Source organism: Bradyrhizobium sp. Pha-3 (assembly GCF_042258615.1).
Lineage (GTDB): Bacteria > Pseudomonadota > Alphaproteobacteria > Rhizobiales > Xanthobacteraceae > Bradyrhizobium.
In genome coordinates this window covers 3861611-3886391 of sequence record NZ_CP170152.1, presented here as the reverse complement: position 1 = coordinate 3886391, position 24781 = coordinate 3861611, and the positions used below count along the sequence as shown (strand labels likewise).

Below are 24781 nucleotides of genomic sequence, written 5' to 3'. Positions count from 1 at the left end.
TGCGCTGCATCCGGGCTACGGGCTGCGGATTCGGTGCCATTCCCGCGTGACAAGTCGGCGGGTTAGGCTAGGCTGCCCGCCCGACAAAGCCCACAAGAAACGGACGCTCCCATGCCCATCGTCAATCGCGTTGCTGCCCTCTCGGATGAAATGGCCGCCTGGCGCCATGACTTCCACGAGAATCCCGAACTGCTCTATGAGGTGCACCGCACCGCCGGCATCGTCGCCGACAGACTGCGCGAGTTCGGCTGCGACGAGGTGGTGACGGGGATCGGACGCACCGGCGTGGTCGGCGTGATCCGCGGCCGCAAGTCCGGTTCGGGCAAGACCATTGGGCTGCGCGCCGACATGGACGCGCTGCCGATCGCCGAGGCCTCGGGCGTCGCCTACGCCTCGAAGATCCCCGGCAAGATGCACGCCTGCGGCCATGACGGCCACACCGCGATGCTGCTCGGCGCCGCGAAATACCTCACCGAGACCCGCAATTTCGACGGCACCGCGGTCGTGATCTTCCAGCCCGCCGAGGAAGGCGGCGCCGGCGGCAAGGCGATGGTCGACGACGGGCTGATGACCCGCTGGGGCATCCAGGAGGTCTACGGCCTGCACAACATGCCCGGCCTGCCCGAGGGCTATTTCGCGACCACGCCCGGCCCGATGCTCGCCTCGTCGGACACCTTGAAGATCGTCGTCCGCGGCAAGGGCGGCCACGCCGGCGCCGCCCCGCACGAGGCGGTCGACAGCGTGCTGATCGGCGCCCAGATCATCAATGCGCTGCAATCGATCGTGTCGCGCAATGTCGATCCGCTGAAATCGGCTGTGATCTCGATCACCATGTTCGAGGCCGGCACCGCGTTCAACGTGATCCCGGAGACCGTCACGCTCGGCGGCACCGTGCGCACGCTGGATCCCGGCGTGCGCGATCTGGTCGAGCGCCGGATCGGCGAGGTCGCCTCCAACATCGCCAAAGCCTATGGCGGATCGGCGGAGACCGACTATGGACGCATGTATCCGGTGACGCTGAACCATGCGCGTGAGGCCGGCATCGCCGCCGAGGTCGCCCGCGATGTGGCCGGCACCGAGCGCGTCAACGACAATCTGGTGCCGGTGATGGGCGCCGAGGATTTTGCCTTCATGCTGGAGGCGCGGCCCGGCGCGTTCGTCTTCCTCGGCATGGGCGACGGCCCGATGTGCCACCACCCGGCCTACAAGTTCAACGACAACATCCTCGGCCACGGCGCGTCGTATTGGGTGCGGCTGGTCGAGAAGCAGATGCCGGCGGGCTAGCGCGCGATGAGATTGGGTTGAATCAGCTCGCCGCAAGCTCGGTCCACCTCTCCCCGTCGGGGAGAGGTCGGATTGCGCCTGGCGATGCGGAGCATCGTCCAGTGCAATCCGGGTGAGGGCTCCTGCTCTCTCGATAGACCGTAACCCCTCACCCGATTTGCTGCGCAAATCGACCTCTCCCAAGGGAGAGGTGCACCTTCGGCGGCGTTCCAGCTCAACGTGTCACGAACGCGGCTGCTGTTGCGTGGTGCAGTGAATGCCGCCGCCGCCGGCAGCGATGCCGTCGATGTTGAGCTGGACGATCTCCCGGTCCGCAAACAGCTCTCGCAGGATATCGCGCGCGTTGCGGTCCGCGGTCGCGTCGCCGAATTCCGGGGCGATCACGGCCCCGTTGCAGACGTAGAAATTGATGTAGCCGGCGGCGAAGTCCTTGCTGCCGTGCTTTGGACGCACCGTCGACGGGCCCTGCAACACCACGACATCCAGACGCCGGCCCTTCGCATCGACAGCGCCGCGCAGGATATCGAGGTGTCGCCTGGTCACCGCGTGATCGAACGACGACGGGTCCACCTCGAGGCCCGCCACGACCACGCCGGGACCGGCAAATCGTGCGTAGAAGTCGGTATGTCCGTCGGTGATATCCTTGCCGGCGATGCCGGGCAGCCAGATGATCTTTTCCAGCCCGAGCAGGCGAGACAGCTCGGCTTCGCATTTGTCCCTGGAGACATCAGGATTGCGATTTGGGTTGAGGACGCAGCTCTCGGTGATGATGGCCGTTCCCTCACCGTCGACTTCGATCCCGCCGCCTTCCAGCACCAGGCCCGCCTTGACGAACGTCGCCCCCGCGGCCCGCGCCACATACGCGGCGACCTCGGCATCGAGCGCATGGCGTTGCTTGTTGCCCCAGCCGTTGAAGTTGAAACCGACCGCGCCAAGTTGCCCCGACGGGTCCCTCACAAACACCGGTCCGGTGTCGCGCATCCACACGTCGTCGACCGGTTGCACGACGAGGCTGACCGCGGGACCGCACAGCCGCGCGGCAATCTCGCGGTCCTCCTCGCGCACCAGCATGTTGAGGCGTTCATAGGCCGCGATCGTCTTGGCAATGTTGGCGAGATTTTCCCGCGCGACCGGAAGCAGCTTGCCGCCCCAGATCGCGGCGCTGGCGCCGAAGGCCATCCAGGTCGCGGCATGCGGCGCGGCCTCGTCCGGCATCCGCCAGTTCGCATTGTCCCGCGCCAAATCGTCCACGAGCGTCCTGGCCGCGATGGCCCTCCGGGGTTCGCCGCCAGACTAGCGCCGACGCCGGTGCGATGCCATCACCTGGCCGTCAAGACTCGGCGGTCATCCGCTCGTCCTGGACGTCGCCGCCCGCGCTACCTCGTGGGCGGGGTCGACCTCGCCCGCCCCCATCATCCGCGCGGCGACCCGGTCGCGCTTGACGAAATGATGGAACGCGACCGCGGCAAGGTGCAGCACGATCAGCGCGAGCAGCACATAGGCGAAGAAAATGTGGCGGCCTTCATAGGCGTCCGCCGCCGCCTTGTCGGGCGAGGTGATCTGGGGAACGTGGAACAGGCCGAAGAAGCTCGAATAGTCCTGGGCACGGGATCCGGAATGCGCCCAGCCCAGCATCGCGACGAGGATGGTGACGGTATAAAGCGCGCCGTGGTTGACGTGGGCGGCGATCCGCTGCCAGGCGGGCATGTCGGCCGGCAGCGCCGGCGTCGGGTTGACGCCGCGCCAGAGCAGCCGCAGCACGGTCAGCAGCAGCACCATGTAGCCGATATCGGCATGGATCGACCGGTAGAAGAACTTGTCCGCCCGCGCCGGGAAGTGGTTCATCCACCAGCCATAGGCCAGCATGCCGATGATGGTGATGCCCAGCACCCAGTGGAACGCACGGGCGAGCGAGCCCCAGCTTGCGGTGGTATTGCGGATCATGGTCGAGTGGCCCCGTTTGGATTTCGCACGTCGCAGCAATAGTTTGCCGTGATACTTGCAGGGATAGGTCAAGGCCATATGAAATTCCCGCCTTCACCGCCTTTTGTCGGCCGCAGAGGCCGGATAGCCAAAACAACTGAATGGTAACCCTGCTTCGGATAGACTTTTCACCGTGTCCACTCCCCCGACCATCCTTGTCTTCGATTCCGGCCTCGGCGGCCTCACCGTGCTGCGCGAGATCGTCCGGGCCCGGCCCGACGCGCACTATGTCTATGTCGCCGACGACGCCTTCTTCCCCTACGGCCACCATACCGAGGACGAGATCATCGCCCGGGTGGTGCCGCTGGTCGGAGAGCTGATCGAGGCCCACACGCCCGACCTCGTGGTGATCGCCTGCAACACGGCATCGACCCTGGTCATGTCGCATCTGCGCGACGCCTACCGCCTGCCCTTCGTCGGCACGGTGCCGGCGATCAAGCCGGCCTGCGCCTCGTCGAAAACACGGCGCGTCTCGGTGCTCGGCACCAGGGGCACCGTGAAGCGCGAATATACCCGCAAGCTGATCTCGGATTTCGCGCAGGGCTGCGAAGTGACCCTGGTCGGTTCCGGCGAGCTCGCCTCGCTTGCCGAGGCCGCGCTGAGCGGCCAGACCGTGCGCGACGAGGACATTGCCGCCGAACTGGCCCCCTGCTTCGTCGGCGATGGCGCCAATGACCCCGCCCGCACCGATACCGTCGTGCTCGCCTGCACGCACTATCCGCTGCTGCTGGAGCGCCTGACCCGGCTCGCGCCCTGGCCGGTCGACTGGATCGATCCGGCGCCGGCGATCGCCCGCCGCGTCGCCGATTTGCTCGGTCCTGCCGGCACGGAGAGCGACGAGGCCGGTGCCGAGATGATCTTCACCTCGAAGCGCCCGCACAGGCTGACCGAAGCGCTGACGCCGTTCTTTGGCGGCCGCGTCCCCGCCTGATCCTTTTCGCCGTCACAACGCGCTGCTAGCCTCTGCCCTCCTTCGAGGGAGGACCGCATTTGACCCCAGCCCCGCTGACGCCGCTCAATCGCCTGCGCCAGGCATGGCGCGACAAGCGCCCGACCTTCGGCGCGATCGCGACCATTCCGAGCATCCAGACCGTGCAGATCATGGCGCAGTCGCTGGACTGGATCATCGTCGACCTCGAGCACGGGCCGATCGACCTCGGCACCGCGCATGCGATGATCGTGGCCACTTCAGGCACGCCATGCGTGCCGATGGTGCGGATCGGCGCGAACGAGCCCCATCTTGCCAAGGCGCCGATGGACATCGGTGCGCTCGGCATCAACTTCCCGATGATCTGCAACCGAGGCGACGCCGAGAAGGCCGCGCGCAGCGTGCGCTATCCGCCGAACGGCGACCGGCTCTGGGGGCCGTTCCATGCACCGTTCCGCTGGGGCGTCTCGATGAACGACTACATGGCGACCGCCGACGACGACATGATCTGCATGATCACGATCGAGCATGTCGATGCCGTGAACCGGATCGACGAGATCATGGCGACGCCGGGAATCGACCTCGCGGTGATCGGGCCCGGCGATCTCGCCACCTCGATCAACAAGCGCGGCTTGCCTGATGATCCCGAAGTGGTCGCGCTGATGCAGCGCGCCGAACAAGGCATCCTGAAGAGCGGCGTGCCGATCGGCGGCGTCGCGCGCACCGCCGAGCAGGCCAATGCGATGATCGAGCGCGGTTACCTCGCGCTCGCGCTCGGCTTCGACTGGTCGCTGTTCCAGCGCGGCATCGCAGCCGCGTTCGCCGGGATCAAGCGGTAGGAGAGCGCTAGATCGTCGCGAGATAAAGGCTCGGATCGAAATATTGCGTGGCCGGTATCGCGGCCGCAAGCGGGGCCTCGGTCAGGAAGAAATCGCTGACCTGCTGCAGCCATCTCGCCACCGTGCCGTCGGCATAGAGCCGTTTCCACTCCCGCGACGAAAACATCTTCTGCGCCGCCAGCGCCTCCTCGATATCGGCGAGCGACGCCTGCGGATAGTGGTTCTTCTGCAACGCACCGGTCGCGGCCTTGCCGTTGCGCAGCATGTGGTCGTTGGCATCGGCCCAGCCGCGGATGACCCGGGCGAAGACGTCCCGGTTGGCGCCGAAATAGTCCTGCCGGGCGACCCAGCCGCCGACGACGGCGGATTGCGGATAGTAGGCGGATGCATCGACCAGCTTGATGGCACCGGGCGCCCTTTCACGCACCGCGGTATCGAACGGGACCCACAGCGCGACGGCGGGCACCTCGCCGGCGATGAACGCGTCCACCGCCGTGGACATGCTGCTGCTCACGATTTCGACATCGGCCGGCGCGAGGCCGTTGGCGCGCAACGCGCGATCCAGGAAGATGTGGGCCGTGCTCATCCGCGTGGTCGCAATGCGCTTGCCGCGGAGGTCAGCGAACGCCCGCACGCCCTTGTCGGGCCGCACCCACAGCTGGGCGGTCGCGATCTCGATGTCGTTGACAAGGAACGCGGTGTAACCGCCACGCGGCAGCAGGCTCGAGATCACGGCGCCGGCCGACAGCACGTCGAGCTTGCCGGCGGCCATCGCCTGCACCACCTCGAGACTGGTGTTGAACTCGACCAGATCGAAATCGACCCCTTCGCGGTCGAACGAGCCGCGGTCGAGGCCGGTGAGGATCTGGCCGTCGACGGCGACGACATGGAGATAGCCGAGCCGCAGCCGGGCTCGGTCCCGCGCGATTGCGGGTGCAGCGATCGCCGCGGCACTCAGCGCCGCGCCGATACTTCCGCCGAGGAGACGTCGACGGCTGATCTTGCGGGGCAGCAGGCAGGCCTCGATCGGCATCTCAGCGCACCGGATGATCGAACAGCGATTGCTGAACGGTGTGGCGCAGCCGTTCGGCATGGTATTGCGCGACACCGTCCCAGGGATATTCGGCCAGGAAGTCGGCAATGCGCAGCAGCGCCGCGGCCGGCTCGGCGCCGCGGATCGTAGCGTAGACGGTTTCCCAACGCGCGCAGAACGTCAGCTCGCAATCGCCGCGCGCGCCGCAGAGCTCGTAGACCGTGATCGCCTCGGCAAAGCCCTTCGGCCGGATCTCGTCGACGCTGCGGAACGCAAAAGCGTGTTCGGCTCGCGCCCGCACGGCCGCGCTGACCAGGACCTGGGTGCCGTAATTCTTGTTGAGGCCCTCAAGCCGCGAGGCCAGATTGATGGTGGCGCCGAGCGCGGTGTAGCTCATGCGGTCGGCGGAGCCGACATTGCCGACCACGGCATCGCCGAGATGCAGGCCGAACCGCGTGGTGTAGGCCGGCCAGCCCTCGCTCCGGAACGCCCGGTTGAGCTCGGCATTGCGCTGCAGGCAGTCCAACACCGCCTCGCAGGCATGAATGACGTGATCGTCATCCTCGTCCGGCGCATTCCAGAGCGCCATCACGGCATCGCCGATGAACTTATCGATGGTGCCGTGGTGTCGCATGATCGCCTGCGACATCGCCGCAAAGTAGCGCGAGGTGAAGATCATGACCTGCGACGGATCCGCCTTCTCAGTCTTCGCGGTGAAGTCGGCGACGTCGGTGAAGAGCACCGTGACCTCGCGCCTGACACCGCCGAGCTGCAACGATGCGCCGGACACCATCAGCTGGCGGACGATCGGCTGCGGAATGAAGCTGGAGAAGTTGCGAACGACGGTGCGCATCGTGAACACCGAACGGCCGAGCTCGTCGATCTCGTCAATGGCCGATTGCATGCGCGGCTGGTCGGCCAGCTGAAAACGCTGGATCTCGTCGGTCTGCCGCGCGAGCTCGCGCAGCGACCGCGCCAGCAGCGAGCCGAGCCAGAACGCGAACGGCAGCATTGCGACCACAAAGCCGAGCGCGATGGCGAACAGCGCACGCCGCTCCGAGATGATCTTGGCAAAGAATTCATCGAGCGGTGCAATCACCGCGAGATGAATGTTGGCCGCCCCGGCCGTCTCGATGCGGTGAAAGGCCGCAACCAGCGTCCGCCCGTCTGCGTCGGTGAAGAACTGCTGCGCTCTCCCATCGCTGCGCCAGGACGTGATCGCCGCGGACAGTCCGGGAAGCTTGAGGGCGTCGATGCGGGGCAGCGCGTCGCTGCGCTCCGCCATCAGGCCGCGCATCTCGGGATGGCCGACGATGCGGTCGGCATCATTGAACAGGAAGGCCTGCCCGGACTTGCCGAGCTTTTGCCGGCTCAGCATCTCCTCGAGGCGATTGAGCAGGAGATCGGCGGCCACCACCCCGCGGCGGCCCTCCTTGAGCGGGATGCGCAGCGTATAGCCGGGCTCGCCGGTTGCGTAGAACACATAAGGCCCGGTGAGCAGTGTCTTGCGATCCTTGAAGGCCTCGACATACCAGGGACGTTGCCGCGGGTCGTAGCTGTCAGGTCCTGCGACGTCCGCGACCTGGATCAGGTTTTCCGACAGGAACAGCGTCACCGGCGCCGCCGCGGCCGGCCCGGTGCGGGCGATCACAACCAGGCGGTAGACAGCGTCGGCATCGATATTCAGCGCGGTGCGGAATTGCGGGTTGGCGCGATCGATGACGTCCATCTCCAGGAACGAGCCGTCTTCATAGCCGACATAGAGATTGAAGATCTGTGGATTGTTGCGCAGCATCGAGGCCAGCAGGCCGTAGAGCCTGGTGTTGTCGGCGATGTCGGCCTCCTGGATGGCCGGCAGCCCCGCCAGAATTTCGAGATTGTCGCGCACATTCTTGAACTGCGCGTCGATACGGTCGGCGCCGAGCTGTCCCACCTTGTCGATGAAGGTGCTCGCGGCCATCTGCGTGATCGACGAGACCCGCCTGAAGCTCAGATAGACCAGTGTCAGCCCGACCACCAGCACCGCGGCGATGAACACCGTGATGATCGAGGTGCGGAAGCCGATACGAACCGGCCTCCGGCTGGTCGCGCGCGCATCACTCATCGGGTCTGTCGTTCGCCTCCTTCAAAGCGTTTTCGAGCGAAGTGGGCACCGGTTCGCGTGAAGAAAACGCGTCAAATTGGTGAGGCGGGTGCTGTCATAGGTCCCGCTCAGGATGTTGCCCATGATGTAGAACATCTCGTTATTGACACCCTGATTCCATTTCAGCGTGCCCTGGTAGAAGACGTCGGAGACCGTGGTGCGGCTGTCGGTTGCGACGCCCGAGAGCGTGTTGCCCCGCGGGCCGGTCAGCGTCGCGTCGACGCCGACACCGATATTTCCAGGGGCAGCAAGGAAGGTGATGGCCGCCTGCCCGCCGAGCACGGACTGCGCCCAGGTATAGGTGAACCCTTCGATCAGCACGTCCGCGTGGGCGTTAAGACCGGCGACGACCGATCCCGGCACGCGGTTGCCGATGACGAAATTCTTGTTCGCGTTGGCGCTTTGATCGAGGTGAATGTAGATCGTCTCATACGCCCAGCCGGGCGTCGCCGGCGCCGCCGTCAGGCTCGCGAACGCGCCGGGAAGCCAGAAGCTCAATCCACCGGCGTCGGCCAACGCGGTACGCGGCATCGCCGACAACGCGAGCGCGCCGACAATGCTGAGTAAAGCGCGCTTGTGATGTCTGGCCATCGTCCCGATCTCCCCACCTCGTTCAAGACATCGTAACGGATTCGCATCAGTTTGCCGGCTGAGGCTCCGGGAATTTCCACTTGCCGTTCAGGATTTCCGCGCGTGGCCGATAGAGCCGCACCGTGTAGTTCCAGCCCTTGGTGATCGGCAGGCAGTTCGGAATCTTGCCGTCACAGCCGCCGAACTGGATCGCGATCGCGCCATCATCGCCGCGCTTGGCGGTGAGGTTGTTCAGCGTATAAGCGTTGTAGGGGTTCTTCTCGTAATAGCCCTGCTCGTCATAGACGCTGACCGACCAGAAGCCGTCGACCGGCACGTCCTTGACCTTGAGCGTGTAGACGGTGGCGCCGTCGTTCTTCGCCGGCGTGATGTTGAGATAAGTCGCGTCCTTGTCCGGATTGCCGCCCCAGGCCGCAGCGGTCCCGACCAGATGCCGCACAGGATCGACCTGCTGCTTGGTGCCGAACGCCTTCTTGAAGTCGGGAATAGTGGACCCCAGCACAATCAGCGCGTCGCGGACCTTCTTCTGGCTGGCCTGATCCCAGGTCGGCACTTCGAACTTGCCGGCATCCTTCTGGCTGACCTTGATGGCATCCTGCAGCTTGTGGACCTCATCGACATCCTTGGGGTTGGCCGGATCGACCAGCGTGCGGATGGCGACGGCCACGTAGCGTGTGCCAGCCTTTTCCCTGGTCAGGGTCCGCGTGCCGGCGCCGTAGGCCACCTCAGGCACGTAATGATCCTCGTTGATCACCTGCATCGACATGAACCGCTTGCCCGCATCCGGCAGTGTGATCGAGACTGGCCCTGCGTCGAGATCGAACACCGCACTGGAATAGAGCGTGTCGCGGTTGAGGCGGATGACGGCCTGCTTGTCGATAGCGGCAGGTTCACGGCGATGGTTGAACTTGCCGAAGCCATTCTCCTTGGCGATGTTGCCGAGGTAGAGATCCGACTCGGCGCGAATGAAGTTGTCGACGGTGACCGGCACCACGCTGCCAGCGGGTGACTGGGCCTGTGCGCTCGTGATGCCTGCGAACGCTACCAAGCCAAAAGCAATTTCCTTGATCGTCATCTGTTACCTTCTCCTACGAAATCTTCTGCATCGGTGGGGCCTTCCATTGGCCGGAAAGCGCCGCGGGCTTCGGCCAGTACAGCCGCATGGCCGCGAAGAACGGGCCCTTCGGAGCGGGCAGCCAATTGGCTTCCTTGTCCACACCCGGCGGCTCGTTCTGGACATACAGCGTGATCCCGCCATCGGCATCACGCTTCAAATTCGGCAACATCGGCGAGTTGATCAGATAGCGGTTGAGCGGATTGGCATAGAGCAGGCTCGACGGCAGCTGGTACATGGTCAGCGACCAGAACGCATTGGCCGGCGGCAGCTGGCCCGGCGCAAAGCGGATCGTGTAGCGATTGGCGCCGTCCAGCTTCTGCTTGCCGGAGTCGACGAAATAGACGGGATAAATCGCCTCCTCCTTGGCATTGCCGTAGATTCCGAGCACCGCCGCCGACATCCGCTGCATGTAGTCGTTCTTCAGATGCGCCCGCGTCCCGAAGCCGTCGGCGCTTGACTTCTTTCCGGTATCGAGCTGCGTCTCCTTGAAGCTGGCAAACGCCTTCCACGCATCGGCCATGCCCTCTTGCAAGGCAGTCCGCGTCTCAGGCGACAGCGAATTGGCGTCGAACGGTTTCCCGGCGCCGACCCCGATCCTTGCAAAGCGCGCCATCAGCGCTTTCTCGCTCGGATGGGTCGGGCAGAATTGCAGGATGAAGTTGAGGATGCCGAAGAAGTCGAGCGAGCTGCGCTCCTGCTCGGCAGTGATCGGCTTGATGAACGCGATCTCGGGTGTGGCTGGCGGCGCCGGCTTGCCGAGAAACTGCGACAACGTCTGCACTTTGTAGCCGGCCTGAATCCTCTTCACGTTCTCGATGTCGCCGGGATTGAAGAGCTGGGTGCGATACAGCACGAAAGCGAACTCGGTCTCGCAGCGAATGACTTGCCTGATCCCCTTCGGCTTTTGGCCCTTCCAGGCCGGCCCCGCCAGCAGGTAGCTCCCCGCGCCGTTGCCGGTGGCGCGGCTGCCGACATACGCGAAGTCGAACGTGTACATGTCGATGAATTGCAGCGAGTAATAACGGCCCTTGTCCACGGCCGGCACCGTGAACACGATCGGCTCGGCACGCAGGTCCGCACCGACATAGGAATACGGCGTGTCCGAGTTGGGCGTCTGGATCGCCTTGTCGTCGGGCGTATAGACCCGCGCGTTGTTGAAGATCGTGTTCCAAGGCGCCTTGTATTCGGCGCCGCCGCGATCGACGAAGTACGAGTACTGGATGCGGTAACTGTCGACCAGCGGGAAGCCGTAGATATAGGCGTCCTTGGCGATCGCGCGCACCTCATCGGCCGACGGGGGTTGAGCCCACGCGCGAGCCGGCGCCAGAAGCCCGCCGGTCACCAGCGCCGCCGCCCCAAGCAGTGTCTGCCGCCGGTTCACGGCGCCTCGCCCGTCGCGGCGCGGCGACCCTTGGTCTTCAGCGCATATCGACTTCATCGATGCCATACCTCTTCCCTGCACTTTCAGAACGGATTGACGTAGTTGACGATTGCAATCTGTCGTAGAATCACGCGACGCACAACGTGCGTCGGCCTCATGTGGTCGGTGTAGATTGCCGCCGTGCCGGTTGCGCCCGCGGGCAGCCGATCGGCGAAGGCGGCATCGTCGAGCCTGACACGGACGACGAACGGTGCCGCCACGATCGCCTTCGGCGCCACCGCGGTGCCTGAGGTCTGGGTCTGGCCGGTCGCGATCGCCTGCAACACGCTTTCGACGTTGCCGGAATAGATCTGCCCGGGCGCGAACTTGAAGGTGACCTCGACCTCCTGCCCCGGCGCGACGTAGCGGGCATCGATCTGATTGATCTCGACGCCGATGATCGTGTTCGAGGTGTCGATGAACGCCATGACCGGCGAGAGCGGCAGGTTGGCCACCCGCGCGCCCTTGCGCAGCGCGACGTTGGTGACGTAGCCGTCGGCCGGTGCGCGGACCACCGTCTTGTCGCTGTTCCACTGCGCCGCCTCGAGCTGGCCGCTGAGCTGGTCGACCTCGGACTGCCGCTGCTCGACGTCGAAGCCGCGCCCGGCATCGCGCTCATAGAGCGTCGTCATCTGCGCGAGCCGCGTCTTCGACAGCTTGAGCTGCGCCTCGATCGCCTTGACCTGCGCGTCATAGGGCGTCGGATCAATCCTGAAGAGAACGTCGCCCGCCTTCAGGGGCGCGTTGGCGGCGACGGGAACATCAGTTACCTCGCCCGCGACGTTGGGCACGATCGACACCGCATTGCGCACCACCAGCACCGGGCCCTGCGGCGCGCCCCAGCCCATCGGCACCAGCAGGCCGAACAGCAGCAGCACCAGCACAATGAAGGGTGACGCCTTCCAGAACAGGTTGAAGCGCACGACCTTGAAATGCACCAGCAAGAACAGCAGCACCAGATAGGTGTTGAAGATCGCGATGCCCATCACGCATCTCCCGTCTTGCGCTGGGGCACGTCGACATAGGCCCAGATCAGCGCGACCGGCCAGAGCGCGAAGCCGCAAATCAACGTGATCCAGCCTGCCACCGTCACCGCCTGCGCCCACGGATGATTGCGGGACTTGGCAATGTGTCCGGGCAGCCAGCCCGCGATGCAAAACACGCCGATCGCGCTGGCGAGCAGGATGATCAGGACGATCCAGGCGAAGATGTCGTAGCCGCTCATCGTCTTGCCTTCTCCCGGGCGGTTGGACTCTCGTTCATAAATGGCACCGTCGGATAGGTGTTTGGCTTGCCTCCCCGCTTCGAGGCGCTGATTGGAATTTCACGACGTCGTCGGGAATGATCGCCTTGGCGTCCATCCGCTTCTTCCAGGTCGGCGGAATGTTGTAACCGGAGCCGAATCTGGCCTCCGACCCATCTCGGATCGCCAGCATGTTCACGGCCGGCAGGCGGCTGAGATGGACTTGCACCGCGCTGGAAGTACAGCTCGTCGGGCAGCTTCATGCGCGTCTGCTCGCTCGGATAGCCTGCAGGTGGAAAGTCGCCCGGCCCATCGGCAGACGGGCCGGGCGCGGAACGTCAGCGATTCTGGAGTTGTTGCTGGATGATCCGGTTCAGTCCGGCGCGGACCTTCTCGACATCGACACCTTCCGCCAGCGCCTTCTTCTGCTTGATCCCGTCCATCATGCCTTCCAGGATGTTGGCGGGATTGAAGCTCGGCGGGAACGAGCGCGGCGGAAACTCCTTGAACGTCGCGACGAACTGAAACACCTCGTCCATCATCCCGTAGGCAGAACCGACGTGATTCATATTCCAGTCCCAGAACGTGTTGGAAGTGATGTCAGCCCGTTCGAAGGGGTCCTGCATCAGGTTGAAGATCTTCTGCAAGCGAAGCGTGGTGAAGGGCTCCGCCCACACCCCCAACGTCCCTTCCTTGCGCTGCTCGGAGAAGACGTATTTGTAGTCGCCCTGCCGGAAGCACACCAACAGGCCGTCGTCGTCCGCGTAGAAGAACTTGTCGCGTGCGCTCTTGGTGCCGTTGTTGTTGCCGGCGGTCCCGCTGACGTTGCGGAGGAATGCGGACTGATCGTAGCCGTCGAGGTGGACCTTGTAGTTGATGCCGTTCGCGGTGTAGCCAGCCTTCAGCTTGCCCACGATATCGGGTTCGCCGGCAATCGCGCACAGCGTCGGAATCCAGTCGTTGTGGCTCATGATCTCGTTGCTGACCGTACCGGGCTTGATCGTGCTCGGCCAGCGCACCAGGCACGGCACGCGGAAGGCGCCCTCCCAGTTGGTGTTCTTCTCGGAGCGGAACCAGGTCATGGCCCCGTCCGGCCAGGTGTTCATGTGCGGGCCGTTGTCGCTCGAATAAACTACGATGGTGTCGTTGGCGATTCCAAGGTCGTCCAGCGTCTTGAGCAGCGAGCCGACGGTGTCGTCGTGCTCCATCATGCCGTCGACATACTCGCTGTCGCCGTGGGTGTAGCGGCCCCGATGCTCGGCGCGCACATGGGTGCGCAGATGCATGCGGGTGGCGTTGAACCAGCAGAAGAACGGCTTGCCCGCTGCCTGTTGCCGCTTGATGAAGTCGATCGCCGCCGCGGACGTCTCGTCATCGACCGTCTCCATGCGCTTCTTGGTCAGCGCGCCGGTGTCCTCGATGGTCTGCTTGCCGACCCTGCCGAACCGCGGATCGACGGTCGGATCGTCGCGATCCGTCGCCTTGCAGCGCAGCACGCCGCGCGGACCGAACTTGGCGCGGTAGGCCGGATCCTTGGGATAGTCAGGCAGCTCGGGCTCTTCCTCGGCATTGAGATGGTAGAGGTTGCCGAAGAACTCGTCGAAGCCGTTCACGGTCGGCAGCGACTCGTTGCGGTCGCCGACGTGGTTCTTTCCGAACTGGCCGGTGGCATAGCCGAGATTCTTGAGCAGACCGCCGACCGACGGATCGAGCTGGCTCATTCCCATCGGCGCACCGGGAAAGCCGACCTTGGTCAGGCCGGTACGAATGCCATGCTGGCCGGTGAGAAACGCAGCCCGACCGGCCGTGCAGGACTGCTCGCCGTAATAGTGCTGCATCTTGAGCCCTTCGCGCGCGATGCGATCGATGTTTGGCGTCTCGTATCCCATCAGGCCATTCGAATAAGCGCTGATGTTCGCGATGCCGATGTCGTCCCCCCAGATGATCAGGATGTTGGGCTTGCGGCCGGACGGCGCTGCGGGCGCGGGACTGGCGGCCGGGGCGGCCTTCTGCGCCTGCGCCAGCGCATCGGACGTCAACGCCGCCGCGGCCACCAGGGTCGATGTCCCCAGCAACAGATTGCGGCGGTCAATCGCCTGCTTCGTGCCGTTCTGCTTGTTGTTCTCGGCGTCGTTGCTCATAAGACATTCCCTTCACTGCAAGGCATTCATTTCGGCGGGCGAGAAACGTCGGCGGATGGCCGCACCACGCACCTGAACCCGACATGGCTGGTCGAGGTATCGACCGGCTCGGCGTGACGGGCGGCCGGGCGATAACGGCGGCAATAGTTCGGCGCGCAGAGATGCGAGCCGCCCTTCAGCACCTTGCGCGGAATCTTGATTGCGGGCTGGCCGTCGTCGTAGCTCGCATCCTCGCGGCCGCCGCGCGGATTCTGCGGGATGCAACAGGGTTTTGCCGCGTCGGCCTCGTGGCGGGCCGACCACCAGTCGGCGGTCCACTCCCAGACATTGCCGATCATGTCGTAGACGCCATAACCGTTCGGCGGGAATGCGGTCACCGGCGAGGTTCGGTCAAAACCGTCCTCGCAGAGATTCTGCAGCGGGAAGTTGCCCTGCCAGATGTTGGCCATGTGCTTGCCGCCAGGCGTCAGGGCATTGCCCCAGGCATATTCCTCGCCTTCGAGCCCGCCGCGCGCAGCGAACTCCCATTCCGCTTCGGTCGCAAGCTCCTTGCCGGCCCATTTGGCGTAGGCGAGCGCGTCGGCATAGGCGACGTGGACGACCGGATGGCTGCCGAGCACGTTGATGTTGCTGCGCGCGCCGTAAGGACGGCGCCAGTTCGCACCGCGCAGGAAGGTCCACCATTGGCTCCAGTCGCGCAGCGTGTGGACCCGGCGCGGCGGCGAAAACACCAGCGAGCCGGCGTAGAGCATATGCGGCAGCGCACCCGGATATTGCGCGGGATCGGGCGGTTGCTCGGCGACGGTGATGTGACCGGTCTCCCGCACGAAGTCGCGAAACTGGGCGTTGGTCACCGGCGTGCGATCGATCCAGAAGCCATCGACCGAGGCCCGATGCGCCGGCGCTTCCTCGGGATAATGATGGTCCGAGCCCATGCGGAAGGTGCCGCCGGGAATCCAGACCATGTCGTCGGTCTCGACGCGGTCGTTCGGCTCTGGTTCAGCGGAGGCGATCTCTGCCCGGACCATGGCGATGCACCTGTTCGCGCACTACCGAGGGCAATAGTCCCAGAAGCCCTGTATTCTCGATGGGGCGATGATTCCGATGAGTGCTACGCGGAAAATCTTACTAACGATCGCAGCCTTGTAGATCACGGGCTTGGGCTCCTGGTGATCAAACGTCGTGCTCGATTGCATTGTCGCGCCCTTCCATTTTTCTGTGCTGCACTTTTTCGGCAGCGTTGATTACGTCAGGCCTTCTTCCCCTTCCCTCCTCGTCGTCTGTGCGCGCGTCCACAGCCGCGGCCGCTCCTGCGGCGCGTGATCCGTCCCGCCGGACGTTGTCACGAGCTGTTTCGCTTTGAGATCAAACGATAGCGCAACGCGCCAGGCGTGTGATGTGCATTTTGTGCCAATCGCAACCCCAAGGCGTGCAACCTTAACGAAGGATGTCCCAATTCGATCAATCCGATGTCGTCGCCGGATTTGGTTTTTCGAGAAAACAAGCGAAAATCTGCTCGTTTGCAGATCCGCGCCGCGAACTCGCGATGCGGATCAGACCAATCGAGGCACGCTGTCGCAGGGGGCGCAGTGTGCTGACTTCACGCACTTGCACCCAGTCGATCAATCGCGCTGCACTTGTGAATTGGAATCCTCGCGGACGCTGACTTGCTCGGCATATGACTTGCGTCTATCCCGGACGAGCGGCGCGGGATGGACGGACTTTTCCGAACGTCGCAAGCGCAGATCACACAACGCCCGGTTTCCGCTGCGATTGCGCGTGCTAGACTTTCGTACCTTGGGAGGAAAATGCATGTTCAGGAAATTGCTGCTTGGTCTCACCGTGATTACTTTTGCCGGTGCCGGCGCTGCCCTTGCGCAGCAGAGCGGCATCAAGCGGACACCGCTGCAGAAGGTCGATTTCCCGGTGGGCTACAACACGGTCACGGCGATTGCCGAGGTTCCAGCCGGAGGGGCGTCGGGTCGTCACAGCCATCCCGGCGCTGAAACCGGCTATGTGCTCGAAGGCGAGCTGGAACTTGTGATCGACGGCAAGCCGCCGTTGAAGCTGAAGGCAGGCGATTCCTACCAGATCCCGGAAGGCGCGGTGCACGACGCCAAGACGTCCGGCGACAAAGCGCTCAAGGTGCTCGGGGTCTACGTGGTCAAGGCCGGCGAGCCCCTGGCAAAACCTGCGCCCTGAACCGGACCAATCGGTCTCCGGGTCAGACGCCCGGCCGTCCGAGCGGTCGGAAATCGCCATCGAGAAGCGAAACTGGCCAATTTTGACGCCGATTCGGGTCAAATCGGCCTGCGTTTTGTTTGACAGAGCCGGACTTTCTCCTTAAGACCACCCTTGCTCGCGGGCCGGTTTCGGCCCGCGATGCGTTTCGCGACCCGTGGTTCTCCCCGAGCTTTCGAGGCGGACCTGTCGGTACGGGCCTTTTGGCCGGTACACAGGAGGGCGCGTCTCCTCAAACCTGAAACTGACAAAACGCCGGGCGCCCTGTTGCGCCGGCTATGCAAAGAGGACGCGATGACAAAGCGCAGTGAGGCGAAGTACAAGATCGATCGCCGCATGGGCCAGAATATCTGGGGCCGCCCGAAGAGCCCCGTGAACCGCCGCGAATACGGCCCCGGCCAGCACGGCCAGCGCCGCAAGGGCAAGCTCTCCGACTTCGGCGTGCAGCTCCGCGCCAAGCAGAAGCTCAAGGGCTACTACGCCAACATTTCCGAGCGCCAGTTCCACGGCATCTATGTCGAGGCCAGCCGCCTGAAGGGCGACACCGGCGAGAACCTGATCGGCCTGCTCGAGCGCCGCCTCGACACCGTGGTCTATCGCGCCAAGTTCGTCGCCACGATGTTCGCCGCGCGCCAGTTCATCAACCACGGCCACGTCAAGGTGAACGGCCGCAAGGTCAACATCGGCAGCTACAAGCTGAAGGTCGGCGACACCATCGAGGTCAAGGAAGCCTCCAAGCAGCTGACCCCGGTGCTGGAAGCTGCCCAGCTGCCCGAGCGCGACCTGCCCGACTTCCTCGAGGTCGATCACGGCAAGATGACCGCGAAGTTCGTCCGCATCCCGGCGCTCGGCGACGTGCCGTTCCCGGTGCAGATGGAGCCGCATCTGATCGTCGAATTCTATTCGCGCTGATCACGGCACGCATGCGAGATCCGAAAGGCCCCGGTTTTGCCGGGGCCTTTTTGTTTGGGCGCAGGACGACTATCATTCGCGGAGACTTGGATGCGTAGGACCTGGCAGATGGCCGCCCGTAGAGGTACTTGCCGATGACACGGCTACTCGAAGAAGCGTTCGATACAGTTTCAAGTTTGCCTGACACCGAGCAGGATGCGCTCGCGCGTATCATGCTGCAGCTTGCCGGTGTCGACCAGCCGCCGCTCCAGCTCACGCCGGAAGAAGACGCCGATCTGGCTGAAGCTGACGCCGAGATTGCACGCGGCGAGTTGGCAACGGACGAGGAAGTTCGTGCGATGTGGAGCAAGCACGGGCTGTGAACGTCCGCTATACGCGACAGGCCCTTGCTCAGATTGATCAAGCGCTCTCCTATATCGAAGCGCGATCGCCTCAAGGGGCGGTCCACGTTCGCGACCGAATCCAGACCCTTGTCACGTTGCTGCAAGAGCAGCCCCGTGCTGGGCGCGCGACGAGCCGCCCAGGCGTCCGCCGGCTCTCGTCCACACCATACCCCTACCTGATCGACTATCGCGTAACACAGACCGAGATCATCATAATGCGGTTTCGTCACGCTGCCCGGAAGCCTATACGCTAGCGGCGAATCCGCACGCTAGCGGAGCGATGAGGAAAGCCATGCACTACACCCCTGCCCGGCCCGATCCCAAGGCACCCGCCGTCCGCATCAACCTGTTGTCGGACACACAGACCAGGCCGACGCCAGCGATGCGCGAGGCGATGGCGCGGGCGGAGGTCGGCGACGAGCAGGTCGGTGACGATCCGACCACCAATGAGCTCAACGCCCGCGTCGCCGATCTGCTCGGCAAGGAAGCCGCCGTCTTCATGCCGTCGGGCACGATGTGCAACGTCGCGGCGACGCTGGCCTATTGCCGCCCTGGCGACGAGATCCTGGCGCACGCGACCGCGCATATCATCGCGCGCGAGGGCGGCGCGCATGCCGCGCTCGGCGGCTTCCAGATTACGCAGCTGCCGGGCGATGACGGCCAGTTCATGCCGGACGCCTTCCGCGCCGCGCTGCATCCGCGCACCCGCTACCAGCCGCCGCAAGTCCTCGTCAGCGTCGAGCAGACCGCAAATATCGGCGGCGGCACGATCTGGAAGAAGGCGGCGCTCGACGAGGTCGTGCGCATCGCCAAGGACCACGGGCTTGTGACCCACATGGACGGTGCACGCCTCCTGAACGCGACCGTCGCCTCCGGCATCTCGCCGCGCGACATGACGGCGGGCTGGGATTCCGCCTGGATCGATTTCTCCAAGGGACTCGGCGCGCCGATCGGCGGCGTGATCGCCGGCACCCGCGCCTTCATCGACGATGTCTGGCGCTGGAAGCAGCGGCTCGGCGGCTCGATGCGGCAGTCCGGCGTCTGTGCCGCGGCCTGCATCTACGCGCTCGATCACCATGTCGATCGTCTTGCCGACGACCATGCCAATGCGCGGGCGCTGGCGCGCGGGCTGGCGCAGATCAACGGCATCGCGGTGCAGGCGCCAGAGACCAACCTCGTGTTCTTCAAGCCCGACGGCGCCGGCGTCTCCGGTGACAAGATGGTCGCCGAGCTGCGCAAGCGCGGGGTGACGCTCGCAATGATGGACGGCCGGATCAGGGCCTGCACGCATCTCGACGTCACGGCCGCGATGATCGACGAAGCCGTCGGTTACGTCAGGGATATCGTGCGCGGGGCGTAAGTCCGGCCGTAAATTGTGGCCCGGATGCAGCGAAGCGTAATCCGGGGCGATTGGCACCTCGGATGAGGCCGTCCCCGGATTGCGCTGCGCTGCATCCGGGCTACGAAGCCGGTTACCGCCCCATCGCCTGGTAGATCAGCGTCTTCAGCTCCTGCTGGATCCGGCCGCGCTGTGACGGCGTCTGCACCATGAAGATCCCGAACAGATCGTCGGCCGGGTCGATGAAGAAGAACGTGCCGCCGACGCCGTCCCAGCGATACTCGCCGAGCGGCCAGGACGTGTTCGGCGGCACCGAGGTACGGACCGCGAAACCGAGGCCGAAGCCGGAGTTCGGCCCGGGATAATAGTTCTTGTCGCGCACGACACCGGTTTCGGGACCGATGTGATCCGAAGCCATCAGCGCGATGGTTTCCGGGTTCAGATAGCGCTTCCCCCCATAGCTGCCGCCGTTCAACAACATCTGCGAGAAGCGCGCATAGTCGCCGATGGTGCCGACCATGCCGCCGCCGCCGGATTCCCGTCGCAGCGGCTGGCGCGGGTCGCTGACGTCGGCGACCGGGCTGAGCGTGCGATCCTTCGGCATCGGCTCGGCGATCAGCGGCCATTTCGCCCGGTCGGCAACATAGAATGCGGTCTCGTTCATCCCGAGCGGACCGAGCAGCCGCTCCTTCTCGACCTGAAACAGGGATTTTCCTGTGATCACCTCGATGATGCGGCCGAGCACGTCGGTGGAATGGCCATAATCCCATTGCGTTCCGGGTTGTTCGGCGAGCGGCAGTGCCGTGAGCCGCGCCGTGAATTCTGCATTGTCGGGATCGTTGTCGAACAGGCCGGCATCGGCGTAGGTCTTGTTCACGACACCGCCGCCATAATAGCCGTAAGGCAGCCCTGCCGTGTGGCGCATCAGGTCTTCGATCGTCACCGGACGCTTGAGCGGCTCCAGCGTCATCGCCGCCCTGCCCTCATCGCCGCGCTTTTCCACGCCGACCTTCGTGTCGGCAAAGGCCGGGATGTATTTCGACACCGGATCGCTGAGCGCGAGCCTGCCCTCCTCCACCAGCATCATCGCGATGACGGACGTGATCGGCTTCGACATCGAATAGAGGCGAAAGATGGTATCCGCGCTCATCGAGAATTCGGTTGCGACGTCGCGAACTCCGAAATTCTCGTAGTAGACCGGCTTGCCGTGCTGCTGCAGCAGCAGGATTGCGCCGGGAATCTTCCCGGTCGCGACCTCGTTCCTGACATAGTCGGAGACCTTGGCGAGGCCCTCCGCCGAGAAGCTGTGCGGAGCCGGCCCTGGGGAGCCGGCCTGCGCAACCGTTGCAGCGGACGCGAGCACGAGCGCCGCGACGAACGCGCGGCACCCACGCATGTCAATTCTCCATGGCTTCATAGACGAGCTGCTTCAACGTCCGCTGGATGCGCTGACGCTCGGTCGGCGTCTGCTCCAGGAGGACGAAGAAAAAGTCCTGCTTGCGGTCGATGATGTAATAGCAGCCGCTGGCACCATCCCATTTCAGTTCGCCGAGATCGCCAGGCGGCGGCGGCTTGGCAGTGCCGGGATCGGTGCGCACCGCGATGCCGAGCCCGAAGCCGAAGCCGTCGCCGGGGAAGTAGAAAAAGTCGCGCTCGACGCCGGAGCCCGGGCCGACGCGATCGGTCGTCAGCTCCTTGAACGTCTCGGGCTTCAGGATGGTCTTGCCGTCGAGGGTGCCGCCGTTGAGCAGCATTTGCGCGAAGCGCGAATAATCCGCCATGGTCGAGACCATGCCGCCGCTGGCGGACTCCCATTTCTTGACCTTGGTCGGATCGTTGACCCGGCCGACCCGGAAATCACTGTCGTTCGGCATCGGCTCGGCCATCAGCTTCTGCTTCTCGGGATCGGTGACGAAGAAGCCGGTGTCTTTCATGCCGAGCGGGTCGAGCAACCTTTCGCGCTCGATCGTCGAGAGCTTCTCGCCGGTGGTCACCTCCATCACGCGCGCCAGAATGTCGGTGGAATGGCCGTATTGCCAGAGCGCGCCGGGCTGGTCGTGAAGCGGCAGCTTGGCGATCCGCTCGGCGAATTCGGCGAGATCGAAATCTCCGCCGTAGATATTGGCTTCCTTATAGGCCTTGCGGACCAGGCTGTCGCCATAGAAGCCATAGGTGATGCCCGACGTATGCGTCATCAGATCGAGGATCGTGATCGGCCGCCTCAGTGGCACCAGCTCGAGCGTCTTGGTGCCGTCCTCGGCCTTCTTCTCGACGCCGACCTTCATGTTGGCAAAGGAAGGAATGTATTTCGAGACGGGATCGTCGAGCTTGTATTTGCCCTCCTCCAGCAGCTGCATCGAGGCCACGGCGGTGATCGACTTGGACATCGAAGCCAGCCGGAAGATGGTCTTGTCGGTGATCGGCACCTTGCTGACCACGTCCTGCACGCCGAATGCCTCGTGATACACCGGCTTGCCGTGCTGCTGGATCAGGACGATGGCGCCGGGAATCTTTCCGGTCGCGACCTCGTTCTTGAAGAACTCGCTGATCCTGGCGAGCTTGTCGGGGTTGAAATGCGCGCCCGCCGGAATCTCGTAGGTGCCCTCGGTGTGCGCGTACGCCAACGATGCCGCCAGCAACGCCGCGGCGGCTGCGGCGGCGCACGTCAAACGAAGTGAATGCATTTGATGGATCCCTCCCCGGATATCACCGGGAAGTGTAGCGGCGGTATCATCAGGCACAAGGGCTACCGAAGGCGTCCAGGGCCTCCTGATGCAGTTCGCCACTAGGCATCGAAAAGCAGCAGTAGGTGACGCGCGTCACGTCCGGTGCCTGGGTCAACGCCTCGACCACGGTCTTGACGGCAATCTTGGCGGCCCGATCAGCTGGGAATCGAAAGGCGCCTGTCGAAATAGCCGGAAATGCAATTGATATGAGATTGTTAGCCCGACACAGTTCGATGCTGCGGCGATAGCAGGACGCGAGCTGCGCATCCTCGCCGCGGTTGCCGCCGTACCAGATCGGGCCAACAGCATGGATCACATGCTTGGCGGGGAGCAGATACCCTCTGGTGATCTTGGCGTTGCCGGTCTCGCAGCCGTTGAGTGTCCGACATTCGGCCAACAATTCCGGACCAGCAGCCTCATGGATCGCGCCGTCGACACCGCCGCCGCCGAGCAGCGACGAATTGGCCGCGTTGACGATGGCGTCAACGCGCAGGGTCGTGATGTCGGTAACGATGACTTCGAGCCGCGCCGTGCCGATCTGGCGCGCCGTCAAGGTCAGGCAGCCACGTCGACCGGGATGCCCTTGTCGGCAAACAGCTGCTGCAATTCACCGGCCTGGAACATCTCGCGGATGATGTCGCAACCGCCGACGAACTCGCCCTTCACATAGAGCTGCGGAATCGTCGGCCAGTTCGAATAGACCTTGATGCCGTCGCGCAGCTCGGCCGATTCCAGAACGTTGAGGCCCTTGTAGCCGACGCCGATGTGGTCGAGGATTTGCACGACCTGACCGGAAAACCCGCACTGCGGGAATTGCGGCGTGCCCTTCATGAACAGCACGACGTCGTTCGACTTCACTTCGTTGTCGATGAATTGCTCGATGCTCATTTTCGCTTCCTTCGGGGGCGGCGCTCTCAAGCCTTGTGGGCCGGCCCACCCTTCTAACCCGTGACTGGCTATATATGTAGCTCAAACCATTGTGCATCCAAAGCAAAATGGCGAAAATCTGGCATGCGGCGGGGGCCGGACGGCACCGCAAAAGGAGCCGGGATTATCTGACGGCCCCAATATCATCGCGGGGGGAGGCTTTTTTCCCGTAACGGAGCCCCTATCTAGGACGAACTGTCCGTCTGGAACCAGTTTACCGAAGCAACGTTCTCCCCTTGAATCGGAGACCATCGTTGACGAAACCAGCCTCTGCCGCGGCCGCCATTCCCGGCACCCCCCCGTCATTGTCCTCCGAATCCGGATCGCTCGCGCAGCGGCTGGTGGATGGCTATCGCGCGGTCCGCGACGAGACCGAGCGCCGGGCCGCGCCGCTGTCGGCGGAAGACCAGTTGATCCAGTCGATGCCGGATGCGAGCCCCGTCAAATGGCATCGCGCCCATACGACCTGGTTCTTCGAGCAGTTTCTGCTCGGCGAGCACGTCAAGGGCTACACGCCCTTCCATCCCGACTACGCCTATCTGTTCAATTCCTATTACGTCAGCGCCGGCCCCCGCCATGCCCGCCACCAGCGCGGCCATCTGACCCGCCCGACTGCCGACGAAGTCACCGCCTACCGCCGCCATGTCGACGCCGAGGTGGTGAAATTCTTCCAGACCGCCACAACTGACAAGCTCGCGGCGCTGGTGCCGCTGATCGAGGTCGGCCTCAATCACGAGCAGCAGCATCAGGAGCTGATGTACACCGACATCCTGCATGCCTTCGCACAGAACCCGATCCCGCCGGCCTACGATCCGGCGTGGCGCTTCCCCGCATCGCAGCGCGGGCCTGAGGAATGGGTGACGCTCAACGAGGGCATCCACACCGTCGGCCACGCCGACGACAGCTTCCATTTCGACAATGAGAAGCCCGCGCATCGCGCCCTGGTCGGCCCGGTCAAGCTCGCGAAAGACCTCGTCACCAATGCCGACTGGCTCGCCTTCATCAAGGACGGCGGCTACTCCACCGCCACGCTGTGGCTGATGGACGGCTTCGGCACCGTGACCAACGAGGGCTGGCAGGCGCCGGGCCACTGGCGCGTGATCGACGGCGAGTGGAAGATCATGACGCTTGGCGGTCTGCAGCCGATCGATCCGCAGGCCCCGGTTTGCCACGTCAGCTACTACGAGGCCGACGCCTTCGCCCGCTGGGCAGGCAAGCATCTGCCGACCGAGATGGAATGGGAGGTCGCGGCGCGCGCCGGCCTGCTCAACGACGCCTACGGCATCGTCTGGCAATGGACCCGCAGCGCCTATTCGCCCTACCCGGGCTACCGCGCGATCGAAGGCGCGCTCGGCGAATACAACGGCAAGTTCATGGTCAACCAGCTCGTGCTGCGCGGCTCATCGCTGGCGACGCCGGCCGGTCACAGCCGTGTCACCTACCGCAACTTCTTCTATCCGCACCATCGCTGGCAATTCACGGGGTTACGCCTCGCCGACTACGCCTGATTGAGTCCTGTCGACATCGATAA

General features: G+C 64.3%; 25 protein-coding genes. 9 read left to right on the top strand and 16 right to left on the bottom strand.

The annotated features are described in order from the left end of the window. Positions 1–111: 111 nt before the first annotated feature. Entirely contained in the window at positions 112–1284 is a 1173-nt protein-coding gene (locus ACE10Z_RS18230; protein WP_375789146.1) for a M20 aminoacylase family protein, read from the top strand. A gap of 222 nt (positions 1285–1506) precedes the next feature. Here ACE10Z_RS18230 and ACE10Z_RS18225 read toward each other — a convergent pair whose 3' ends face one another. After that, complete coding sequence (locus ACE10Z_RS18225) at positions 1507–2535, bottom strand: agmatine/peptidylarginine deiminase (protein WP_375789145.1); 1029 nt, start codon at positions 2533–2535, stop codon at positions 1507–1509. A 93-nt stretch (positions 2536–2628) separates the two neighbouring features. Beyond that, complete coding sequence (locus tag ACE10Z_RS18220; RefSeq protein ID WP_375789144.1) at positions 2629–3228, bottom strand: cytochrome b; 600 nt, start codon at positions 3226–3228, stop codon at positions 2629–2631. A gap of 172 nt (positions 3229–3400) precedes the next feature. On the opposite strand from ACE10Z_RS18220, the gene murI reads away from it, so the two are divergent. Both murI and ACE10Z_RS18210 read left to right on the top strand, forming a co-directional pair. After that, complete coding sequence (gene murI, locus ACE10Z_RS18215) at positions 3401–4198, top strand: glutamate racemase (RefSeq protein ID WP_375789143.1); 798 nt, start codon at positions 3401–3403, stop codon at positions 4196–4198. Positions 4199–4257: 59 nt separating this feature from the next. Continuing rightward, a complete protein-coding gene (locus ACE10Z_RS18210) occupies positions 4258–5034 on the top strand; it encodes an HpcH/HpaI aldolase/citrate lyase family protein (protein ID WP_375789142.1) in 777 nt (258 codons plus the stop codon). Between the two features lie 7 nt (positions 5035–5041). On the opposite strand, the gene ACE10Z_RS18205 is transcribed toward ACE10Z_RS18210, so the two are convergent. The 10 genes from ACE10Z_RS18205 to ACE10Z_RS18160 all read right to left on the bottom strand — a co-directional run bounded on the left by ACE10Z_RS18205 (position 5042) and on the right by ACE10Z_RS18160 (position 15750). Then, complete coding sequence (locus ACE10Z_RS18205; RefSeq protein WP_375789141.1) at positions 5042–6067, bottom strand: ABC transporter substrate-binding protein; 1026 nt, start codon at positions 6065–6067, stop codon at positions 5042–5044. A 1-nt stretch (position 6068) separates the two neighbouring features. Beyond that, a complete protein-coding gene (locus tag ACE10Z_RS18200) occupies positions 6069–8171 on the bottom strand; it encodes a cache domain-containing protein (protein WP_375789140.1) in 2103 nt (700 codons plus the stop codon). Between the two features lie 21 nt (positions 8172–8192). After that, positions 8193–8801 (bottom strand): transporter, encoded by a 609-nt coding sequence (locus ACE10Z_RS18195; RefSeq protein ID WP_375789139.1) that lies wholly within the window; start codon positions 8799–8801, stop codon positions 8193–8195. A 46-nt stretch (positions 8802–8847) separates the two neighbouring features. Beyond that, positions 8848–9876 (bottom strand): DUF1254 domain-containing protein, encoded by a 1029-nt coding sequence (locus ACE10Z_RS18190; RefSeq protein ID WP_375789138.1) that lies wholly within the window; start codon positions 9874–9876, stop codon positions 8848–8850. Positions 9877–9889: 13 nt separating this feature from the next. Then, complete coding sequence (locus ACE10Z_RS18185; RefSeq protein WP_375789137.1) at positions 9890–11356, bottom strand: DUF1254 domain-containing protein; 1467 nt, start codon at positions 11354–11356, stop codon at positions 9890–9892. A gap of 26 nt (positions 11357–11382) precedes the next feature. Further along, positions 11383–12324: an HlyD family secretion protein gene (locus tag ACE10Z_RS18180; RefSeq protein ID WP_375789136.1), complete on the bottom strand. Its 942-nt coding sequence runs from the start codon at positions 12322–12324 to the stop codon at positions 11383–11385. Further along, a complete protein-coding gene (locus ACE10Z_RS18175; protein WP_375789135.1) occupies positions 12324–12563 on the bottom strand; it encodes a DUF3302 domain-containing protein in 240 nt (79 codons plus the stop codon). The genes ACE10Z_RS18180 and ACE10Z_RS18175 overlap by 1 nt, the downstream gene beginning before the upstream one ends. Beyond that, on the bottom strand, positions 12560–12844 hold the full coding sequence (locus ACE10Z_RS18170; RefSeq protein ID WP_375789134.1) for a hypothetical protein: 285 nt from the start codon (positions 12842–12844) through the stop codon (positions 12560–12562). Before ACE10Z_RS18170 ends, ACE10Z_RS18175 begins: the two co-directional genes overlap by 4 nt. Positions 12845–12919: 75 nt before the next feature. After that, complete coding sequence (locus tag ACE10Z_RS18165; RefSeq protein WP_375789133.1) at positions 12920–14722, bottom strand: arylsulfatase; 1803 nt, start codon at positions 14720–14722, stop codon at positions 12920–12922. 26 nt (positions 14723–14748) lie between these two features. Then, positions 14749–15750 (bottom strand): formylglycine-generating enzyme family protein, encoded by a 1002-nt coding sequence (locus tag ACE10Z_RS18160; protein ID WP_375789132.1) that lies wholly within the window; start codon positions 15748–15750, stop codon positions 14749–14751. A gap of 784 nt (positions 15751–16534) precedes the next feature. On the opposite strand from ACE10Z_RS18160, the gene ACE10Z_RS18155 reads away from it, so the two are divergent. The 5 genes from ACE10Z_RS18155 (at position 16535) to ACE10Z_RS18135 (ending at position 19618) form a co-directional block, all read left to right on the top strand. Continuing rightward, a complete protein-coding gene (locus ACE10Z_RS18155) occupies positions 16535–16924 on the top strand; it encodes a cupin domain-containing protein (protein ID WP_375789131.1) in 390 nt (129 codons plus the stop codon). A 333-nt stretch (positions 16925–17257) separates the two neighbouring features. Next, positions 17258–17875 carry a 30S ribosomal protein S4 gene (gene rpsD / locus ACE10Z_RS18150; RefSeq protein WP_092115295.1) on the top strand — a complete coding sequence of 206 codons (618 nt, stop codon included), beginning with the start codon at positions 17258–17260 and terminating at the stop codon, positions 17873–17875. Between the two features lie 134 nt (positions 17876–18009). Next, on the top strand, positions 18010–18237 hold the full coding sequence (locus tag ACE10Z_RS18145) for a hypothetical protein (protein ID WP_375789864.1): 228 nt from the start codon (positions 18010–18012) through the stop codon (positions 18235–18237). Beyond that, positions 18216–18512 (top strand): type II toxin-antitoxin system RelE/ParE family toxin, encoded by a 297-nt coding sequence (locus ACE10Z_RS18140; RefSeq protein WP_375789130.1) that lies wholly within the window; start codon positions 18216–18218, stop codon positions 18510–18512. Before ACE10Z_RS18145 ends, ACE10Z_RS18140 begins: the two co-directional genes overlap by 22 nt. Before the next feature lie 38 nt (positions 18513–18550). Further along, on the top strand, positions 18551–19618 hold the full coding sequence (locus ACE10Z_RS18135) for a threonine aldolase family protein (protein ID WP_375789129.1): 1068 nt from the start codon (positions 18551–18553) through the stop codon (positions 19616–19618). A gap of 112 nt (positions 19619–19730) precedes the next feature. Here the strand turns inward: ACE10Z_RS18135 and ACE10Z_RS18130 are convergent, their stop codons facing one another. The 4 genes from ACE10Z_RS18130 to grxD are packed head-to-tail and all read right to left on the bottom strand — an operon-like array spanning position 19731 to position 23211. Continuing rightward, a complete protein-coding gene (locus ACE10Z_RS18130; protein WP_375789128.1) occupies positions 19731–20993 on the bottom strand; it encodes a serine hydrolase domain-containing protein in 1263 nt (420 codons plus the stop codon). 1 nt (position 20994) lies between these two features. Beyond that, complete coding sequence (locus tag ACE10Z_RS18125; RefSeq protein WP_375789127.1) at positions 20995–22281, bottom strand: serine hydrolase domain-containing protein; 1287 nt, start codon at positions 22279–22281, stop codon at positions 20995–20997. Between the two features lie 49 nt (positions 22282–22330). Continuing rightward, entirely contained in the window at positions 22331–22876 is a 546-nt protein-coding gene (locus ACE10Z_RS18120; protein ID WP_375789126.1) for an O-acetyl-ADP-ribose deacetylase, read from the bottom strand. 2 nt (positions 22877–22878) lie between these two features. Next, positions 22879–23211 carry a Grx4 family monothiol glutaredoxin gene (gene grxD / locus ACE10Z_RS18115; RefSeq protein ID WP_028336765.1) on the bottom strand — a complete coding sequence of 111 codons (333 nt, stop codon included), beginning with the start codon at positions 23209–23211 and terminating at the stop codon, positions 22879–22881. A gap of 293 nt (positions 23212–23504) precedes the next feature. Between grxD and egtB the strand changes: the two genes are divergently transcribed. After that, positions 23505–24758 (top strand): ergothioneine biosynthesis protein EgtB, encoded by a 1254-nt coding sequence (gene egtB / locus ACE10Z_RS18110; protein ID WP_375789125.1) that lies wholly within the window; start codon positions 23505–23507, stop codon positions 24756–24758. The last annotated feature ends 23 nt before the right edge of the window (positions 24759–24781 follow it).

Excerpts from the sequence above, each read along its gene's own strand:
- ACE10Z_RS18230 (WP_375789146.1), top strand. The coding sequence starts at position 112 with ATGCCCATCGTCAATCGCGTTGCTGCCCTCTCGGATGAAATGGCCGCC.
- ACE10Z_RS18220 (WP_375789144.1), bottom strand. The coding sequence starts at position 3,228 with ATGATCCGCAATACCACCGCAAGCTGGGGCTCGCTCGCCCGTGCGTTC.
- ACE10Z_RS18205 (WP_375789141.1), bottom strand. The coding sequence starts at position 6,067 with ATGCCGATCGAGGCCTGCCTGCTGCCCCGCAAGATCAGCCGTCGACGT.
- ACE10Z_RS18200 (WP_375789140.1), bottom strand. The coding sequence starts at position 8,171 with ATGAGTGATGCGCGCGCGACCAGCCGGAGGCCGGTTCGTATCGGCTTC.
- ACE10Z_RS18195 (WP_375789139.1), bottom strand. The coding sequence starts at position 8,801 with ATGGCCAGACATCACAAGCGCGCTTTACTCAGCATTGTCGGCGCGCTC.
- ACE10Z_RS18190 (WP_375789138.1), bottom strand. The coding sequence starts at position 9,876 with ATGACGATCAAGGAAATTGCTTTTGGCTTGGTAGCGTTCGCAGGCATC.
- ACE10Z_RS18185 (WP_375789137.1), bottom strand. The coding sequence starts at position 11,356 with ATGAAGTCGATATGCGCTGAAGACCAAGGGTCGCCGCGCCGCGACGGG.
- ACE10Z_RS18180 (WP_375789136.1), bottom strand. The coding sequence starts at position 12,324 with ATGGGCATCGCGATCTTCAACACCTATCTGGTGCTGCTGTTCTTGCTG.
- ACE10Z_RS18175 (WP_375789135.1), bottom strand. The coding sequence starts at position 12,563 with ATGAGCGGCTACGACATCTTCGCCTGGATCGTCCTGATCATCCTGCTC.
- ACE10Z_RS18170 (WP_375789134.1), bottom strand. The coding sequence starts at position 12,844 with ATGAAGCTGCCCGACGAGCTGTACTTCCAGCGCGGTGCAAGTCCATCT.
- ACE10Z_RS18165 (WP_375789133.1), bottom strand. The coding sequence starts at position 14,722 with ATGAGCAACGACGCCGAGAACAACAAGCAGAACGGCACGAAGCAGGCG.
- ACE10Z_RS18160 (WP_375789132.1), bottom strand. The coding sequence starts at position 15,750 with ATGGTCCGGGCAGAGATCGCCTCCGCTGAACCAGAGCCGAACGACCGC.
- ACE10Z_RS18155 (WP_375789131.1), top strand. The coding sequence starts at position 16,535 with ATGTTCAGGAAATTGCTGCTTGGTCTCACCGTGATTACTTTTGCCGGT.
- rpsD (WP_092115295.1), top strand. The coding sequence starts at position 17,258 with ATGACAAAGCGCAGTGAGGCGAAGTACAAGATCGATCGCCGCATGGGC.
- ACE10Z_RS18145 (WP_375789864.1), top strand. The coding sequence starts at position 18,010 with ATGACACGGCTACTCGAAGAAGCGTTCGATACAGTTTCAAGTTTGCCT.
- ACE10Z_RS18135 (WP_375789129.1), top strand. The coding sequence starts at position 18,551 with ATGCACTACACCCCTGCCCGGCCCGATCCCAAGGCACCCGCCGTCCGC.
- ACE10Z_RS18130 (WP_375789128.1), bottom strand. The coding sequence starts at position 20,993 with ATGCGTGGGTGCCGCGCGTTCGTCGCGGCGCTCGTGCTCGCGTCCGCT.
- ACE10Z_RS18125 (WP_375789127.1), bottom strand. The coding sequence starts at position 22,281 with ATGCATTCACTTCGTTTGACGTGCGCCGCCGCAGCCGCCGCGGCGTTG.
- grxD (WP_028336765.1), bottom strand. The coding sequence starts at position 23,211 with ATGAGCATCGAGCAATTCATCGACAACGAAGTGAAGTCGAACGACGTC.